Here is a 19,453-nt window from a genome sequence, read left to right on the forward strand (position 1 = left end):
GGTGATTTTTCTCAAACAATCCTTACTTTCACACCGGCGTCTAGTTGTTCCATCAGCTCCTTGCGAATCTCCGAAAGCAACTTGTCGACATCGGTTTCATCATTGATTACGCGGTTGGAGAAATTGAGTGTGACAGGACGAAGGATCTTGTCGCTCGTCTCGCTGAGGATTTCATCGAGCTTGCGATTCGCAACTTCTTCACAGCGTCCCAGCCGTGCTTGGAACGAATCTCGCAAGTCAATCAACTTGGGCGAGACGGCGTCTTCGTCGGTATTCGTGACTGCCGAATCAAATTCACGTAGCACGATCGCGGAATGATCCGATGAAAGTGTGCTGAAGCCGATCCGCTTCTTCACTCGCCCACGTGCCGCGTCGGAGGAAACTTCCTGCGCACCAAGCAACTCGCGGCGCTGAGTCTTGTACGCCTCTCGCACCACCTCGACGTCGCTGTCCAACTCGCTGGCTTCCAGCCATGGGCGGTCCGTTTTGAGATGCGATCGGATTCGCTGGGCAGCTTCGGTTACATCTGCTTCGACGGAGCCTAGGTCTTCTAGCTGAGTAAATTGGTATTGCAACACCTCGCCCGCTTCGTTGATTTTGCCAATCAAATCATCTTGCAGTTCCGATCGGTACACATTGACCTTACGGATGCCTTCTCGGAGGGTGTCTAGGTTTTTTAGTAGCTGCTGAACGGTCGGCTTGGCATGACGTACCTTGGCAAGGCACTTTTCGATGGCCCGCTGAAGCGTTGCAAACTCCGGAGGAATCGGAACAGGGACGGAGAGTTTGTTCAGATCACCCACGACGTCGGTCAGCTTGCGATTGAGGGGATGGAATTGCGTCTCAACCGCGTCGGCGATCTCACCGATGTCACGCCCCAGCTTGAGGTTGAATTCATCGGTGAAGAATTTCCTGATCTTGTTCAGTTGGCCGGGATTGACGTCGCCCTCATCCGCAGGGAAGAAATCGGCGCGGCGGAATGCTCGGTCGGATGTGAATAGTTCCTTCATCCCGACATCACGCCACGAATTGATCTCGGCACCGCCATCGCTCAATTGAGCTTTGACCTTAGATCCACGGATCAGTCCGGCGACGCATGCTTTGATGAGTTCAGGCCGGTAACCGAACGGCGAACCGCCGAAATCATTTAGCAATGAAAGACCACTGATGCCGTTGTCGCGAGCGATCTTCTCGTGAATGCGAACGGGCACGACACCGGTACACGTGGCTTCGTAGCGTGATCCGTCAAGATCCAGGATCCCCAACTCGTCTCGCATGAATTTGGCCGAGACGCCAACGAGGTCGGGCTGGAGCAGTTGTTCGACTTCGGTGGGACTGACGATGGTGCCATCAAACATCCCGAAAAGATCTTTGATGATTCGGGTGGCACAGCGATTCGCCGCTGTTGAGAACGCTTCACCCTGAGAGCGAGCCTCGTATTTGTCGCCACGGAAATAGAACATGCCGGCACGATAACACTCCGCGACGGCTTCCTTGACCTTTCGAGTGCTATCTTCCAACTTTATCTCTTCTTCGTTCAGACACGTCCGTTTTTGAACGCTGAGGCTATCGCGGCGAATTTTGTATTTCTTCACCATCGCCTCGCTGCGAGCAAGTTCGCGGACTTCTTCACGCACCTTTTCGTTGTCACCACACACCCAAACGAGGCGGTTCTTCAGCGCCGCTTCGTCGCTTTGGCGGATCCAATCGGATTCCCCTCGGTCTTCGTTGGGCAGGTAACGGAAGTCGATCACTACGCAAGTCGGGTCGCGGGGATCGAAAATCTTAGTGTCCTCATGGAGGCGAGCGTTGTTGAACAGGCCTGAGACCGGAAAGGGGCGGTCGTTCAGCTTGGGTTTGTCGATCGTCGCTAATAGTTCCTTGAGGGCTGTCAAAACGTAGTCGCCGACTTTGTCGACACTCGCACCGCCATCGCGACGTTCACGTTCCCATTCTTCGCCTGCGGACGATTGGATTTTGTAACCCAGTTTGTCGGAATAGCCGAGCAAACCATGCGAACGGAGAAGCTCGAGTGCTTCTTTAACGTCGGAAACCTGATCGCCAACCCCAAGACGGTCGTAGAGACACTTCGCAACCATTTCGGGCGTGGTCGGTTCAGATTCTTGGATCAGCTCCAACAGCGAGACCGCTTTGGCGGCTCGAAGCGCTAAGTCGGCTTTGATCTCGACGCACTTGTTCATGATCCGTGACATGCTCGATTGGGTGTCCGAATCGAGAGCGGTCTTCTGGATCTCGTAGATCTGATCCAAGCTGACCACCTTGCCGAACTCGGCCTCAGCCAGCTGAAGGTCGCTAAATAAGTCGCCGAGCAATTGCAGCAAGCCCCGGATCGCGTGGTCGTCTCCCGGAGCCCGATTGGAACGCGTCCGTAACGCGGACGTAATTTGCAGCACGAGGTCGATTTGTCCGGGCAACATCGGGTAGATATCGACAAATTCGTCGGCAGTGACTTCGCTGCAACCGTAAGCGAACAGCTTCAACTCTGGTCGATGTTCCTCGAATGCGGTTTTGAGCATCGCGACGTGCTCGGTCTTCTTTTGGAGCAGCCGACGGTGGACGACATCACGAATGTTGGTGGCTGAAAGGTGGACACGCAGTTGCGGGGGGAAGCGATCTCGCGCCCAGACGAGGACATCTTCGCCCGCACCTTCGTCAAGCTTTTGCTGGCCAAGCGCGAGCATCCAGACTTTGCCTCGCAGCGTCGACCCGAGCGAAGTCGCGAACGCCCGTAGCTTGTCGGTACGGTCCTTGTTGAATTGGCTGTACTGAGAGACTTCGTCGATGACAAAGAACAGAGTGGCATCGCTGGCACGGAAACGCAGCATGTCGCCAATGTCGGCGGTTGCTTCTTCGGCCGATCGTCCGGGAGGTGCTTTGCCGGCGTAGGCCATCGACCAGGAAAGCGGGTCAACGTGCATTTTTTTGTCGAGTTGGTGCATGACCAGCGAAAATGATTGGTCGACCATCGAAGTATCTTTGACCTCCGACCATGGCTTGCCGAGCTGTGCCAGCGCAATTTCCTTGAACTGGTCGTACAGCCCGTCGCGTTCCAGCTTTAGCTCGAAGTCGGCGACGATCGGGTCTTTGCTTGCGTAGCCAAGACGCTCCTGCAACTGGCGAATGGCGACCGCGTGGACGTGTTCGTTATCCCGTGCCTTGGCGCCAACGTCGAACACGACCGAGATTGGATTGATCTTGGCGCGTAGCTCGCTCCAGGCGTCAACCATCTCTTGGCGACGCTGGGACTTATTTCTCGCAAGCCACGCTTCGGAAAGCGATGTTCCATCAGTAAGACTCTTTCCATCGAGCGACAGTCCGAGCAACTTTGCAAAACTCGATTTCCCCGATCCGTAGAATCCCGAGATCCACGCGTTGGGAAGGTCGGGGCCACCTGGCTTCTCTAGCTCGCGAGTGATTCCGCGCAGCAGCTTGACGTATTGTTCGTGAATACCGTCGGGGACGCGTTTGTAGTTGGGATGATCTTCGTTCCATCCGCCCGTGATGATGTATTCCCGGACTTCGGATTCGATGTGTTCCCGATCCTGCTGGTGGAAGTAGACAACCGGCGGAATGCTGCGAGTAACATCCTCGGCAAATAGCTCTTTGATCTTCATGTTGCTTGGCTAGGAGTAAATGCGAGGTCGATAGTCGCTGTCAGCGTTGAGTACGCCCATGAACGAAAGACCAGTCGGCCCATTTCGTACGCCGGGGTAGAGCAAAACAACTGGGATATTTTGCGTTTGTCCGTCGAGGTGTTTTAATAGAGCCGACGATCGGTAGAACGGGTAAAGAGAACCGGCGCGTCCGATCATGGCGACGGTATGATCTTTTTTGTCGGGGTTCTCTTGGATGAATTCATAGATGATGCGACTGCAATCCGCAGCGATACCCTCAGGACCTTCGATGAGTGGGCCGACTTGATCTTCGAGGTATTGCAGGCCTCGTTCCGGGTCGACTTTTTGAAGGGCCGTCTCCATCCGTATCATGGCTTCCGACCATTCCTCACCCTGGGCGGCGATTCGGTCCAAGAGCAACTTTTGCAGGTTGATGCTGAGGACGTACCAGCCGTGCTCTCGCAGTTCGTCGTTGAGCCTGACGACTTCCCGTCGCAGTTGGAATTCGTCCGCGGGATCGTAGCAGACGATGGCAAACCGATAATTACGCATAGTGCTGATACGAGGGCCGTCTTTTTGGATCAGGTCACTCTTCAGATCAGCCATCACATCGGAAAGCAATGAGTGCTGGAATAAGGGCATACTCATGTCGCGGACCTCAGGGCGGATTCAGACAAAATCCCCTCACTACGCGCCCATTCCATCATCGAGTTGTGCTTCCAGTCGAAGTGGATCAAGTCGCCTTGTCGTGAGAACCCGAGTTCTCGGATCGCCCGGAATCGCCGGATGGCTTCTTCTTGGTCCAGCCCAACGGATGTTAGGTACGGATTGGAAATCGCTGTGCCCTTGTATTCGATTTCACGCAGCAGATACATCAAGTAGGTGACTGCAAAGTCGCTGACGCGCGGGAAATGAATCGGGCGTGGATTGCGGTTCGATCCAATAATGCCTGCGGTTAGTGCGGACGTCAGCATTTTGCTGGCGATCTTGTTTCGTGTCGGAATCTGCCAACGATCAGGAACAGTCAATTCGATCCAGCGACTAACCATATCGTTATCAACGTTTCCGGCGGGGCCGTAGTATCGCTCGACTAAGTACTCGCCGGTGAATTTGCGATAGATCGGATCCGCGAGCTGAGTGTGCCAATGACAGATTAGTGCACGGTCACTGAGTTCTATCGGGCTGCACTTACCCAGCACCGCCAAAGCAAATGGGTAGGCGTCATAGCGGTGACGCATGTCGGCCAACAAACGCTGAACACGCAAGTAGGTCTTCGATCCAAAGACTGACTCTTCAAATGCCTTTTCATTTGTAACGCTACCGTCAACCGATCCACAAAGTTGCCAATAGGAGCGTGATGGCTCAATTTCGAGCGTACATTTCATCATTCGGGTGTGGGGCTGTGTTTCCTCCTTGCACGGCATCGCTACGTATTCCTCCTGAAGTGAGGCATCGGATACGTGCCAGATTCAGGCGAAAGGCCAGCCACCAAGCGAGACGTCAGCTCAGCAAGCTTCTCTGGCGGCTTCCCCTTCAACCGACGACCAGCCGGAACCTCAGTAAACGATTCCTTGCCGAACGAACTAGCCCAATGTTGAAATGCGTCGACGGACCAACCATCGGAAACCATCGTACCCAGCACAGGGAAAGCCTCGGCTGGATCAGTACCAGCGAGCTTTAGTTGGCGAAGCCTGTCTTCAACCTTCTCGTCGATCACAAACCCCTGTGAGAAGAGAGTCACCAGACGGTCAGGATCGTGATCCTTCGAACGAACGGCCGCGTCATGCAAACGAGCTGCTTCACGCACCGATTGGAACATGACCCACCGCCAAGTGTTGGGAAGCAACTCTTCCAATTCGTACTGGGCGCTTTCTCCGATCAGGTCCGTTCGCCACCATCCCATACGCTTCGTCGAGGGGTCATCATTCGAACCTGATTCACCCGCCCAAGCGACAATCAACTGCGTCGACAGTAGGGCGTCAATCTCAGACGCAAGCGGTGCGGACGCAATTACAGATGCTGTCGCCGCATTCGCGTCGCTCATCGCTGATTTCCTCTGAAAATATGTTAACCTCAAACTGACAGCAGCATACGCTTTGGCCTTACGCGATGCAATCAGGGGAGGCTGCAAACCACTCTGCAGCGAGCAATTAAGCAGTTCGTTGTAAGGGGGGCGAATCGATGCGATTGCGGCTTTAATTCATCCAGCATTATCCAGCCGATCGCATGCACGACAATGCATCTCGCATCAGCAAACTAGAGAACGACGATTTGGTCGTCGAAGAATACGGTCAATGCGAGGATGCGAGCCAAGCTTAAAGGGGGGCAAGGCAGTGATCGCGGTCGAATACAAAAAGGACGAAATACGGTTCGCCGACTTCAAATGGCGATTCCCAAACAAACAATTTGAGACCCAACCCCAGCTGGCTTTCGCAACAGTTGCATGACGCTATGTACGAGACAATTGATGCAGAGCCCATCTTGGCACCGCCGGGATGGTTAAAGCCGAACCCGCTCTTCGTTCAGTTGAGGCAAGTTTTCTCAGATACGCGTGTTTGTGATTTTGGCTCATCAACTATCACAACTGTCCGCGATTTGCAGCCATCGCTCCGAGAGAATTCCAGTCGGGATACTTCGCTTTGAGCAACGGCCACCAGCGTTACTGCTACTAATTGTTTCACATCCATTGCGTCAATCAATAGCACCGGCGAATTCGCATCATGTTCAGTCGGTAGCCGATGGTCGACCCGGCCTTCAATATAAATGGTGCCGACTGCCGCATTGGTAGTCGCAATTCGGTATTGCTTCTGCATCATGCTGGCAACCTAGATAACGTCGACGAATTCGTTGTGTCGCTTACGCTTGATGTTGTCCTCTAAGGATGAGAAGTACCAGTCCCGATCTTGGCTTCCTTCCAATCTATCCTGATGTTCGTCCTCGAAAACAGTGACGCCAGCATGAAGTGCTTGACCATATGGGAGATTGCCTATGCCGGACCGAAGATTCCCTACTTTTGCCACATAGTCTCCATTGCCTGCCCATTCGCTTAGGACACGGTCAAGTGCATCTCGATCGTCATCGTAAATCGTCCAACCCGCGATCAGCAAATCGTCGTCTCGCCCGCCATCGAGTCGATCGGCGCCGAGGCAACCAATGATAAGATCCAGTCCGCGATCTCCATTAATTCGATCGTTTCCGCCTCCTCCAACGAGGATATCGTCGCCGCGATCTCCGTCGATGTGATCGTCGCCTTCGCCGCCGAACACGAGGTCGTTTCCGCGGCCCGCCGAAACGTGATCGTTGCCTGCACCGAGCCACGCGACGTCTTCACCATCTCCCAAATCGACCCAATTGTTCCCGCCGGAGACAAGGATGACATCGTTACCGTTACCGCTCCATATCCTATCATCCCCTTCACCTGTTGTGATGCTGTCATCACCCGAACCGCTTCGGATCTCGTTGTCACCATCCATATCGACAATCGTGTCGTTGCCACTATCCGTCCAGATGGCGTCGTTGCCTTCGCCGCCATCGACGAAGTCATCCCCCGACGCCGTTGTGACTCGATCGCGCCCCGGCCCTGCGAATACGGTGGCAGTTCCGCTGTCGACATTAATCCGATCATCACCCGGTCCGGCATCTATCATCACTGGCCGGTCAACATGGCGTTTGACATCAATCCGATCGCGGTGACCGAGCGTTACGATTTCAATGGAATCCACATCAGATTTTGCGAATTCGCTTCTAACATGTTGCTGACCCAATCTCGCATCGACCTCGATTACTTTGAACCAGTTCGAGGGATACCACCACCAGCCTGAACCATCGTAGCGCCACGCGCGATCAATTTTGACATCGTCGCGACCGTCGGTGCCAATCACCCAAAGCTTGCCGTCAACCAGTCCAACTCCCTGGACCGCAGCTGTTGTGGTAGCAACCACTGTAGCGCCATCATCGTCCGCAAGGGTGACAGTGATGGGAAAGAACCCGCCCGACGCATACGTATGGCTTGCACCGAATGAATTTTCGAGCTGATCGACGATAATGCTCTCCGATTGCGTTCCGTCGCCCCAGTCCACCATTACCGCGTGTGTGTCCAGTAATCCCGAGTCCCCATATCTACCCGAGAGTTCAACAGTTCGATCCGGTGAAGGCGACCGGAGGCTGGGAGAATCCGTGGATAAAGACGTGAACTCAGGGCTATGATTCTCAACCACAAGCTCGAATGAATCCGTTGACTCTGTCCGACCATCCGATGCCGTGATGATTACCTGAGCACTATCAATCGGACCATCTTGCGTGTTCCAGCTCCAGGACCAACTTCCATCTTCATTGTCGATGACCGCACCGATCGACGCATGGAGTGACACGATATCACTTGCATCCAGGTCACTAAATAAACCTTGGTTTTCGGCAATTCGACCCTCCTGGACACTGACCGTTGCTTTGTCAACGATGATGGTTGGCCAGTCATTCATGCCACTGATTTCGATGGTCGCGGTGGCCAAGCTGGTTTCGCCACTCGGATCCGCGATCGTGTAAGAAAACGACTGAGACTCGGTTTCACCGGTGCCCAGCGGATCGAATTCATTATTTGGATCGAACGTGACAACGCCCGCATTGAGATGCAAAATGCCTTTCGTAATCGACGAATCATCAATGGCAACAATCGTAACGCTGTCTCCGTCTGGATCAGCATCGTTGCCCAGCAAGCCGAAGTCAGCGTCCCCCAAAATGCCCGTGATATCGACGAGTGAGTCGTCCTCATTGATGACCAGCAAATCATTATTCGCGACAGGCGGTTGGTTCAAAATAACGGACACTTCAAACGTATCACTAACGAAGTCGGAATCATCATCTTTCAACCGCACGGTGACGGTAAACTCGCCCTCACTGGTGTAAACATGGTTCAGGTCAAACGTCTTGCTGGCCGAATCAATAATCAATGGTTGCTCTGCCGTGCCATCGCCAAAGTTTACGGTGCCCGACCATTCATCCGCCCCAGGATCCGTGAAGGAAATACCGGTACGTTCGAAGTAACCTTCATCAACGGGGACCAAATACGCATTGCTGCCAGCGTCAAAGGAAACGGCAACGTTATTCACAGTGAATGTGAATTTAGTAGAGGCGCTGGCGACGCCATCGCTGGCCGTAATCGTCACCCATTGGATTTCATTGGTCGAGTCACTAGTACCTAGCGACCAATACCACGTTCCGCTGCTATCGCCGATTGTTGTGAGGGTACCGATCGAGGCCGATAGAGTGACGGTGTCAGTTGTTGAATCGGAAAACGTCCCAGTATTAGCGAGTGTTTCGCCTTCGTTCACGGCAATATCGGCTGCCTCAATGGCAATACTGGGAGGCAGATTGGTGATATCAAAATTAACGTTGCGGGATGCAACTTCATCATCGTCGACTCGCACGGAATATCTAAAGCTGGCAGCGCCAAGTTCAGAGGCGACGAAGCGGACTGTATGGTCGTCGCTGAGGATTGCAGCTTCACCGTTGACCGCGTCGGCGATTACAAATGTCGCATTGGCCAGTTTTAAATCGGCAACCAGCGACAGCAGGTCAAGGTCGCGGGTGCCGGCATCGAGGCTGTCAAAAACCGTGTCAGTCACGTAGGTGACCAATCCCGCATCGTGTCCGTCCAAATAGTCGGTAATTTCAGCTTCGATATCAAATTCCGAAACAATGGCGACTCCGTCGATCTGGAACGTGTTACCAATCGATGACAACGGATTCGGCCCAGCGTTGTCAATTAGATTGCCAGCGCCATGGATGATGAGCGTGTTGCCGCCGGGGGATTCGCTCGTGCCAAGATCCAGGGTTCCGCCGATTACTTGAATCGCCGGACGACTTGCCGTATTTGTTTCTTGAACAATCGCATCGCGAATGGTCAAACTGCCACCAACGACCAAAATCGTTGGCGCATCAGTATCGTTGGTAAAAGTGACGCCGCCTGTAATCAACACGTCGCCCGATGCAACAGTTAATGCTGGCGAAGCTCCTCGAAAGATAATCTGACCTCCGGTGCCGTTGATTACCAATTTATAGCCTGGAGGAACGTCGAACGTCACGCCCTTGTAAGGAACGCCCGACTCGACGTTCAATGTTACTGTGAAGACTTCGTTTGGACGAGGGAACTCGGGTAGCGCCGCAATTGCCTCCACCCATTCGTCGAAATCCTGCGCGTTGGCCTTTGTCTGCAACGTTGACTTATCACCAGGAACAGACTCGACGGCATTTTTCAGAGTGTTGGGAGTGATCTCTGTTTCAAGCGACAACAGATAGATAGCCCCTTTGCCGTTTGTTCCTGGGGCACCAACGGCCAGCTTCGCGAAACCGAGGTTGTCAATTCCGACAAACGCCAAGGATGCGCCGAATTGGTCGTTCGGGGAGAGCGATATTGAGTCTACCGCGTTGGAACCGATCCTGGCTGGACTCGGCTTGTATGTTCCGTCCTGATTCATCATCAACAAGTGCAATGCGCCCATCTTGTTGTACTTAGGCGAACCCACGGCCAGGTCAGTGACACCGTCGTCGTTCAGATCCCCAACGGCCGTAACCGATCCTCCAAAGCGAGTGTTTTTCTTGGGAGCTGTGATCTTCTTCGACGACGTGACATTCTGCGATTGGGTATCGAAATCTATCAGGTAGACCGCTCCGTCTCCTCCGGGCGCGCCGACGGCCAGCGTGTATTTGGAACCTGTCTTTCCAACCAAAGCAATTGACGAACCAAACTCAGCCTTGGCCGGCAAAGACCGCATGCCTGACGTGCCACTGCCAATATTCTTCACCCAAGTGATATTGCCTGTGAGTTTGCTTACCCTCCAAACCGACAACTCCCCTTTCAACGCGTTTGCTTTAGGGCTCCCCGTGGCGAAGATTATGTCGGAACCGGTTGTCCCCAGATAGGCGACAGCAGCACCAACGTGTTCGCCCTCGGTAATTCCTGTGTAGCCGTAAATAAATCCTTTCAAGGATCCGTTCGGATTCATGTCGAAGTACTTCGCCCGGCCAATATGCGTTGCGATAATATGGGAGGACTCTGTAAACTCATAACCACCGTCGCTTACCCCGACCAGCAAAGCTGTCGCGGGGCCATCGTTGGTGACGCCAAGGATCGCGATCGAACTGCCAAACGCTGAGTCTTTCAAGACAGCGTCGGCGAACAATCGATCAGTTGCGGTTGTCGTCGGACCATCAAACTTTGTGCGACGAATCGATCCGTAATACCCATCTGAATCGGGGTTGTTATCTCCCGGCGCTCCAATCCACAAGTAGGTTGCATTACCGACCTGTCGCTCGAATGCCAGCGACGCTCCGTATTGCGCTCCGCTGCTGTATTGACTACCAGCCAAATATTCTGTGCTCGCTCGCAGGACCGGCTCCTCTGTTGGGCCTGTCGACCCGTCAGCTGGAAGAGAGATCGTAGCGACATAGTCTTCCACTTCTCCATCCGAGTAATAGCCGGTTGGTCTTGGTTCACCGTCGGTTGTGAGTCTGAAACGCGCGTAGGTGGTGCCAACATTGTTGGGCACTTTGCCGAAGTCAAGTTCTACCGTAGATTCGCCGAAAGGAACCTCAACGGCAGCGAATTCGGTCGCATTGTCGAAGTGGCCATTTCTGTTGTAGTCGATCCAGCCGTATAGCCAAGCTGGATTGCCCGAATCACTAGCGACATTGCTTGTGACATTGACGTGAACCTTGGGGAATTTGCCGACGGTCAACTTTAGCTCGTTTACGGGATCGACCAGACCGTCCTCATCGTCAGGTGCCGAACCACTTTGGTCGTCGCCGTTGGCAGACAGTCGTGGAGTGCCGTCGGAGGGTGAACCGTACCCGAAATAGTACTGCAGGCTGTCGAGTTCGTTATCGACGTCGCTGCCAATGTGCAGGCCATCGACGATGTTGTGCGTCGGCCCCAGGTCGACATCACGAGTGTTGTAGTTGCCCGGATCTGTGCCTGAATCTATGTCAGGTGCATCTCCATAGTCCAGATTGACAATAGTGACGAGGTAGTCTTCCACTTCGCCGTCGGGAGCACCACCGGTTGGGTTTCTTGCCGCCTCCTGATCAGTACTTATACGAAAACGCGCATAGGTCTCACCGACATAGGTCGTTGTGACCGGATCGAACTCCAGCGGCAACGTCGTAGCGAAGTCGTGGTTGATTTCGATTTTCTGGGATTTTCGCTCCCAGTCCTCAAAGACTCCGTTCGCGTTTATATCGATCCAGCCGTACAACCAAGCGACCTTCCCGGTATCGTTCCTGACCTGCACCTCGACACGCGGCGCGATCCCGCGCGTTAGCCGCAGGTCCCTTTGTGGATTTATCAAACCGTCTTCATCGTCCAATCCAACGCTGTCATCACCAACTGCACCGTCGATCGGCGTCGCATCCTCTTCGACGTCGATTAACGCTCCAAGCGTGAGGTTTTGGTCGATAAGGTGGTAGGGTCCCAGATGGTCCCGCTCTGTGGAGTAGCTGCCGAAGACTTGGAAGAAGCCCTTGTCCGGCGCATCCCCGAAGTCGTAGCGAACCACCGTTGCAACGTAGTCTTCAACTTCACCCACGCCGCCCATTCCTGTCGGTCCGATTACCGGATCCGTCGTCAATCGAAATCGAGCGTATGTCTTTCCGTCTGCAATTTTTGGGACTTTCTTCGGGAAGTTCAAGATGACCGACGTTGTTCCGGGCCCGACCTCTTCCCACGTCATCTCCGATGAATCGAATGAGCCACTTTGATCCACATCGATCCACCCGTACAGGTAGGGTTTGCCTCCTTCTTCTGTGTTGTTAGTAACGTTTAATTCGACAGACGGAATGAGCCCCGGTACAAGCGTAAGGTCTCTTAGTGGGTTGACCAAACCGTCCTCGTCTGCTTCTCCAAACCGATCATCGCTGTTGGCATCTGGAGTCGGAAATCCGCTGAGTTCGCGATCGACAGTCGCTCCGATCGTCAATCCTTCAACGACTCGATGCGACGGAGGCTCGATGTTTTGTTCCGAGGTCAGGTTGAAGCTTGCGGGGGCATCTCCGTAATCGTTGGCGAGTATGGTGACGCGATAGTCTTCCACTTCGCCATCCGTCGCAGGCCCCGTTGGACCGGTGTTTGTACCATCGGTGCTCAATCGGAAGCGGGCGAACGTATGCCCAGCAGCGTACGCGGGAACCGCGGCGAACTGGAGTTCCACATTGCCTGCGAAGAAAGCCGGGATTACCAGTTGTTCTTTGACAACAGATCCATTCAGAAGCAGCCTGGTTGATTGCTCTGTCTCGGGGTCGTTTGCAAAAACACCATCGGAATTATAATCGATCCAACCATACAGCCGAGCATCATTCGCGGTGTTGTTTGTCACCTTTACACGAACCGATGGTTGCTGTCCCGGGATCAGCTTCAGATCGCTCGAGGGACTGATCAGGCCGTCATCCATGTCGGAACTGGCCGAGGCATTCGGCCGAGCTTCAAGTTCACGGTTGACGCCAGAGCCTAGGTAGATTAGCGGGTCAACAATATGTGATGGCCCATTATTGGTGGAAAGCGTGTTGTAGCTTCCAGTACTCGGTGATCCCCCTGAGTCCGGCGCATCTCCGTAGTCGGAATTCACAATTTGGATCGTCGTGCTGTAGTCTTCGATTTCACCATCAGCCGCTGGACCAGTGGGCTCTGCTGCAGCCGCGTCGCTGCTCAGTCGAAAACGCGCATAAGTTGTGCCCTCGACTACATTTACCGGAGCTGGGAACGTGATCGAAACCAATTCTCCAATTTTCCCGTTGGTTACACGGGCAAACCCGTATTCTTCCTCCGGGTCGAATACATGGTCTCCATCAAAGTCGATCCAGCCATGCAGTATGGCATCTGGCCCCGCCGCGTCGTCCTGGCCTTCGATCGTATTGGTAACCCGCATATCGACGACGACTGGTTCGCCGGGAATCAGCTGTGAAAGTTGTGTTGGATCCACCAATCCATCTTCATCGTTACGAAAACCCACAGTGTCATCGCCGGTTGCCGTCACGTCCGTGTTTCTTTTCGGTTCAGCGTCAACGATTGATCCGAGAAACAGATTGGCATCAAGTTTGTGTGTGGGAGCCCGCGAACCGGGTAGATTGCGAGTCAGGTGAAGCAAGTATTGGGTCGTTGATGCTCTCACAATTAGTTCGGGCAGGTCGTTGTCATTCACATCATCGATCACACCGATCGATAATCCAAACGATCCAGTATTGGCATCATTCGGCCCCCCGCCCGTGCGTGCAGCAATCTTAGAGACATCCTTGACTGACCCCTCGGAGTTCAAAAGAAGGACGTACACTGCCCCCTTATTTGACGCGCCCGTATCGTCCCGCTGCGCGCCCACTGCGATGTAAAAATTTCCATCGTCATCGACGTCGCCGATGGCCGCCACCGAAGAACCGAACCGGTCGTCTTTGGCCAGCGGAATACCGGTGCTTTGCGATATCCGTGCCGACGATTTACGTGTTCCGTCCGCGTTCATGAAGACAACGTAAGCAGCGCCGGAATACAAATTGTCCGATGTTTCGGTGTAGTAGGGCGCGCCAACCAGAAGGTCTGTCACGTCGTCGTCATCCAGGTCACCGAGATTTACGACCGAACTACCGAGACCGCCCTTAAACTCGTTTGTGTTGGCCCCAATTCGGTCGCCGATTCTGGTCCAGCTATCAACAACACCTTCATCGCCCATGAAAAGTACATAGATGCTGCCGCCACCAATTTCCTCAGCGCCAACGACAAGATCATCTCTACCATCATTATTAAGGTCACCAATTCCGGCCACGGATCGACCGAATCCATCATTGTCAGATATCGGCGGACCATTTCCCGTGTCACCGCCAATGATGGTTGAACCAATGGACCTCCCTTCTCGGTTCAAAAAAATGACATGCAAGCGACCCAGTGTCGAGCCTCTCTTGCCTTTATCGCCAACGACAACGTCAGGGACACCGTCACCGTTCAAATCGCCAGGTCCGGTGAACGAATCGCCGAATCGATAATCTCGAAAGTTGGTATCGATTGGCGTGAACTCCACCTGTTTTACCGTTCCGTCAGCGTTCATCAGGTGAACCGCTACTCCCGGCAGGTCGTTGAAAGCTAGGCCAACAGCCGAACTCGCCAGATCGTTAATACCATCTCCGTCGACGTCCCCAATGCTGTGAAAGAAGCCAAGGTTGTACCCTGGCAGGTCGAGGGACAATCGGGTGGTGTTTTCCGACGATATGGAGCCGTCATTGGCGATAGGAGCATCGCCGAAGTCAGGTAGGTCAATGACTGCCGAAGTGTCGAAGGTTACCCGGTAATCCTCGACCTCTCCATTACGGGCGACACCTGTTGGAGATGCAGCGGCCTCGTCACTGCTCAACCGAAAACGCGCATAGGTTGTGCCTGCTATACCGAGAGGCAATTCAGGGAAGACAAGCGTCACCGACTGATTAATTCCTGACGGTATATCCTCCTCGACAACCCGTTCACTGTCGTCAAAAACACCGTCGACGTTGACGTCAATCCATCCGTACAGTTTTGCGTCCAGGCCAAACTCATTGGTAACCATTAATTCAATAGTTGGCATACCGGTGATATGCAGATCACGTGCTGGATCGACCACACCGTCATCATCATCTGAGTCTGCAGCCGTCGAAAGATTGTCCGATTCATCAATGCTTACTGACGCACCGAGATAGAGTCCAGGAACTACCCCGTGCAGCGGACCGTCGTCCGTCAGCAACGTGTTGTAGTTCCACGGCCCTGTTCCCGGATCCGAGTCGGGTGCGTCGCCCCGATCACCAACTAAAGAGAACTGGGGACGAGGGTATTCGATTACTAGCTCCCTTACCCCGAAGTTTCCCACGCGACCGATTAGAATATCACCGGCACCATCATCGTTGAGATCGCCGATGGCAGTTGCAGAAAACTCGCGATCATCGTCCTCTACAATCTCCTGTTTGACGGTCCCATCTGTGTTAAACAAAATCGTTCGATTCAAGGATTTAGTGTATACCGTTAAATCCGGAACGCCATCTGCATCAATGTCACCACGTGGAACCAGAATCGAATCCTCGAACGATCCAACATAACTAATCTGAAGCCCAGTAATTATTTGATCGGAACTGAGTGATCCATTGGGGTTTAGCAACAGCAAGTGGATGCCATTATTGGTACCACTTCGTAGACCGTGTTCCAATACGGCGAGATCGGTTACACCGTCTTGATTGACATCTCCCACAGCAGCCAAAGCGGCTCCGAACCCCCACAGCTGGTCCGAGTGTTGCACTTCGAGAGTCCGACGGTCGATTATCGTCTCGCCATCGTCCTTGACTTTGCCATCGGGTTTCATGAGCAGGACATGCACTCCACCAAGCGATTGCGATTCGCCGGGTGCTCGGAAATCACGGCTCGGTGCTCCCAACGCAAGGTCGACTACTCCGTCACCGTCGATGTCTCCCAATCCAGTCACGGATTCGATCAGGCTATCACCAACTTCAATCTCGATGGTCGATTTCACCGATCCGTCGGCGTTGAGCAACAACACGTAAGCCGAACCACCTCCCGTGACAGCCAAGTCGGTAACTCCGTCGCCGTCGAGGTCGCCGATGTTTGCAACCGATGCTGCAAATGCATCATCGGGGCTGAATTGAATGTCGAGTCCGCCTCGATTGCGACTGCTAACTACTTCGCCTGTAATAAAATTTATCGTCATCTCACTGGATATCTCAGTGGCACGCTCAATATATGGAGTCAAGAAAGACGCGTCGCTTTGTCCCATGAACAATACATAAACCGCGTTCGTGCCAGGAGCGCCCATGGCAATATCGACGACTCCATTCCCGTCCAGGTCACCGAGGGACGTCATTGTGTATGCAAAATCTTCACCGGAAATCGAGCGAATTGGTGAGATGTCGCCTACGCCACGAATGCTTATGTAACGTCCGAGCGTATCGATCCGAAGCCTATCGGATGCTACGGCCAACTCAACAACTCCCTCGTCATCCGAGTCGTTCAGCAGAGTCAGCGACGAAACTACAGTTCCTGCGATCCGCTCTACCGGATTGTATTCATGTTGCCGCTCAATGGTTCCGTTGGCTTCTAGGAAAAAGACTCTCACCAAGTCTACTCCACCAACAGCGATTTCGGGAACTTCATCGCCGTCCAGATCTCCTAGTGATGTCACTGACGCGCCAAAGCCAAATCCCGAAGTGTTAGCGATGGATGCAACTGAATCAACGGTTGTGTAAGAATTCATGAACAGGATGTCGACAACACCGCGACCATCCGGTCCTGCGTCCGGGGCACCGACTGCAAGGTCCGGGATCTGATCGCCATTGATATCCCCAATCCCTGCCACCGAAGTGCCCCAACTGGCATGGGGCGTTCCAAACGGTCCAGGATCAATCCGCTGTAATGTGCCGCCGGAACGATCGCTGTTGAGTAGCAACAGATGAACCAAGTGGGCCGAGCCGTCGGCTGTGCGCGATGACACGACCAGATCGTCAATCTGATCGCCATTCATGTCCCCGACGACATCGATGGAGGTTCCGAATTCTCTCCCTGAGAACTGACTGAAGTCCACATCGAGTCGCATATAACTCTTCAACGAACGGTCAGGGTTTAGATTAAGCGCGTAGATTGCGCCCGTATTCTCATTGTCTCCTGGTGCACTTACGAACAAGTCTTCAGCGCCGTCGTTGTCCAGGTCACCTGCGGAAGCAACCGCAGCTCCAAAGCGGTCGTAATCATCCAGCAGTTCCATTCCGCCAATTCCAGAGGCAATGGTTTGTGTTCCCGTGACACCAACACCATTACTTCTGAATACCATGCGTACTGCGCCGCGATCGGCACCGCCCAAATCACTGTCCGAATCACCAATCGCCAGATTCGGACTTCGAATATCTTCCCGATCCATTAACGCAGCGACAGAATGGTTGGAATCCCCCCAGCTGAAAGGGAAGTCAACGAATTCTTGCCCGTCATCATTGCCGATGTCTTCGATGAGCAGTCTGCTGCTAAGGTGACCATTTCGGAACTGAAATACCTCGGTATACCCGTCTTCGTTGCGCTCCCCAGTAGACGCTGCAGCGATAACCACACCGTCCCCCACAGCGCCACCAGAAATGTGCTTTGCGTTACCGTCGGAATTCAATAATACCGCGCCCGCGAAGCCATCCCTCCCCACTAGCAAGTCTGGTATCGTATCGCCATCAAGATCTCCGATCGATGCCAAGGAAGCTCCGAAAGTGAAGCTGCTTGTACTGGGGTTATCAATTCGCGTGGATGTCCGAACAGTGCCATCCGGGTCCATGAAAAGTATGTCTACGGCGCCGCGACTTGAGTTGCTTTTGTCGCCCACTGCTAGGTCCGGAACGAGGTCTCCATCGATGTCTCCTACGCTCACGACGGTACTACCCCAGTGAAACGATGCATTAGGAATCACTCCACTACCTGGCTTAACCAGTTGTGTGCTTTGCACCGTGTTGTCTACGTTCATGAGCAGAACATGGATCGCACGCCCAGTACCGCCTGTCGCGACGACAAGGTCTGTCACATTGTCGCCGTTAATGTCGCCTGCAGCGCTAACTGCGGTTCCGAATTGTGAACCATCAGCAAGTGCACCGAATCCATTAATGTCCGAAGCAATCTTCACGCTGCTTTGCACGACGATGGAATCGTCATCCTGTACGTCCATATAAAGCAGGTAGATTGCGCCCCGCGAGGATCCTCCTGTAGCATCTCCCGGAGCACCTACGACCAGATCTGTCACACCGTTGCCATCGAGGTCGCCTATAGTAGCAACGGAGGTCCCAAAATGATCGCCGTCGTTCAGTTCCGTCAGGCCAGACATGCCTGACGCAATGTATTGAACCCTTTTCACCGACCCATCTGCGTTCCGCAACAACACATGAACCGCGCCTCGGTCGAGCCCTCCGGTATCATCCGCTGGGGCACCAACAGCTAAGTCGATTACGCCGTTATTATCGAGGTCGCCAATCGGTGCGATCGAGCTACCAAAATCGTTGTCTGCCAGAGACTTCGGAATTCCTGCGTCTCGTCTCGACCCAATAGAACCCAATAGGACGGGCACAGAGACATTGGCCAAATAGTCTTCGACTTCGCCGATGTCACCGGCGCCAAAAGCGAAACTTGCAGAATTTGTTTCATCATTTTCTGTTCCCGGACCAATTCGAAACCTGGCGTAGGTTTCGCCAGTATATCCGGTAAGCAATTTATCAAATTCCAAGGTGACCGCAGCATTCACCGCGTTCTCGATTGTCCTGGAGGCACGTTCCGTCGAATTGTCGAAATGTCCATCGCCATTGAAATCGACCCACCCATACAAAACCGCTGGCTGATGTGTAATATTGGTCACAAACACGGTCACAGCAGGGCTGCTTGTCACGTTAAAATCTAAATCGAGTGTCCCGCTACGGATTCCATCATCGACAACGTTGTTCGAACCTAGAAACAAACTCGAGCTGACTATATGGCTTGGGCCACCCCATTCCGGGCGAGTCTGGTAGTTGCCCGGACCGGTGCCGTTACCCAAATCCGGCGCGTCACCGAAATCCATTGCCAGCAAATGCCGGTCTTCCAGTCGCTCGATACCGACACGACGCTGGGTAGAAAGCAAGGCCGCTGACAATTGGCGGCGAGCGAGTTTGCGAGAACGCGTCCCGGCTTGTAAAAAGAATCGTGGTGACCATTTTGAGAACACGTTGGCTTCGCCTAAAAAGAGGAGACGCTTCGAACCGAGCCGGCAAACGCCACGGTCTTCCCGCTACCCTTATAGGCGGATTCCTCCGGCCAA

Annotated in this window: 6 protein-coding genes; all 6 read right to left on the reverse strand. The window is 53.7% G+C overall.

Annotated elements, in window-relative coordinates; translation table 11 throughout:
* Positions 1-11: 11 nt before the first annotated feature.
* The 6 genes from brxC to ABX962_RS01890 all read right to left on the reverse strand — a co-directional run bounded on the left by brxC (position 12) and on the right by ABX962_RS01890 (position 19,360).
* On the reverse strand, positions 12-3,635 hold the full coding sequence (gene brxC, locus ABX962_RS01865; protein WP_372716083.1) for a BREX system P-loop protein BrxC: 3,624 nt from the start codon (positions 3,633-3,635) through the stop codon (positions 12-14).
* Positions 3,636-3,644: 9 nt separating this feature from the next.
* Positions 3,645-4,241, reverse strand: coding sequence for a BREX protein BrxB domain-containing protein (locus ABX962_RS01870; protein ID WP_372716085.1), 597 nt, complete (start codon positions 4,239-4,241; stop codon positions 3,645-3,647).
* Positions 4,242-4,279: 38 nt separating this feature from the next.
* Positions 4,280-5,023, reverse strand: coding sequence for a hypothetical protein (locus tag ABX962_RS01875; protein WP_372716086.1), 744 nt, complete (start codon positions 5,021-5,023; stop codon positions 4,280-4,282).
* A gap of 38 nt (positions 5,024-5,061) precedes the next feature.
* Entirely contained in the window at positions 5,062-5,679 is a 618-nt protein-coding gene (gene brxE / locus ABX962_RS01880) for a BREX-6 system BrxE protein (RefSeq protein WP_372716088.1), read from the reverse strand.
* A 478-nt stretch (positions 5,680-6,157) separates the two neighbouring features.
* Positions 6,158-6,451, reverse strand: a complete 294-nt coding sequence (locus ABX962_RS01885) for a hypothetical protein (protein WP_372716090.1) — start codon at positions 6,449-6,451, stop codon at positions 6,158-6,160.
* Positions 6,452-6,460: 9 nt separating this feature from the next.
* Positions 6,461-19,360 carry a GEVED domain-containing protein gene (locus ABX962_RS01890; protein ID WP_372716092.1) on the reverse strand — a complete coding sequence of 4,300 codons (12,900 nt, stop codon included), beginning with the start codon at positions 19,358-19,360 and terminating at the stop codon, positions 6,461-6,463.
* Between the last annotated feature and the right edge of the window lie 93 nt (positions 19,361-19,453).

Origin of the sequence: Novipirellula sp., assembly GCF_041583735.1 — a bacterium.
In the GTDB taxonomy this organism is placed as follows: Bacteria; Planctomycetota; Planctomycetia; order Pirellulales; family Pirellulaceae; genus Novipirellula.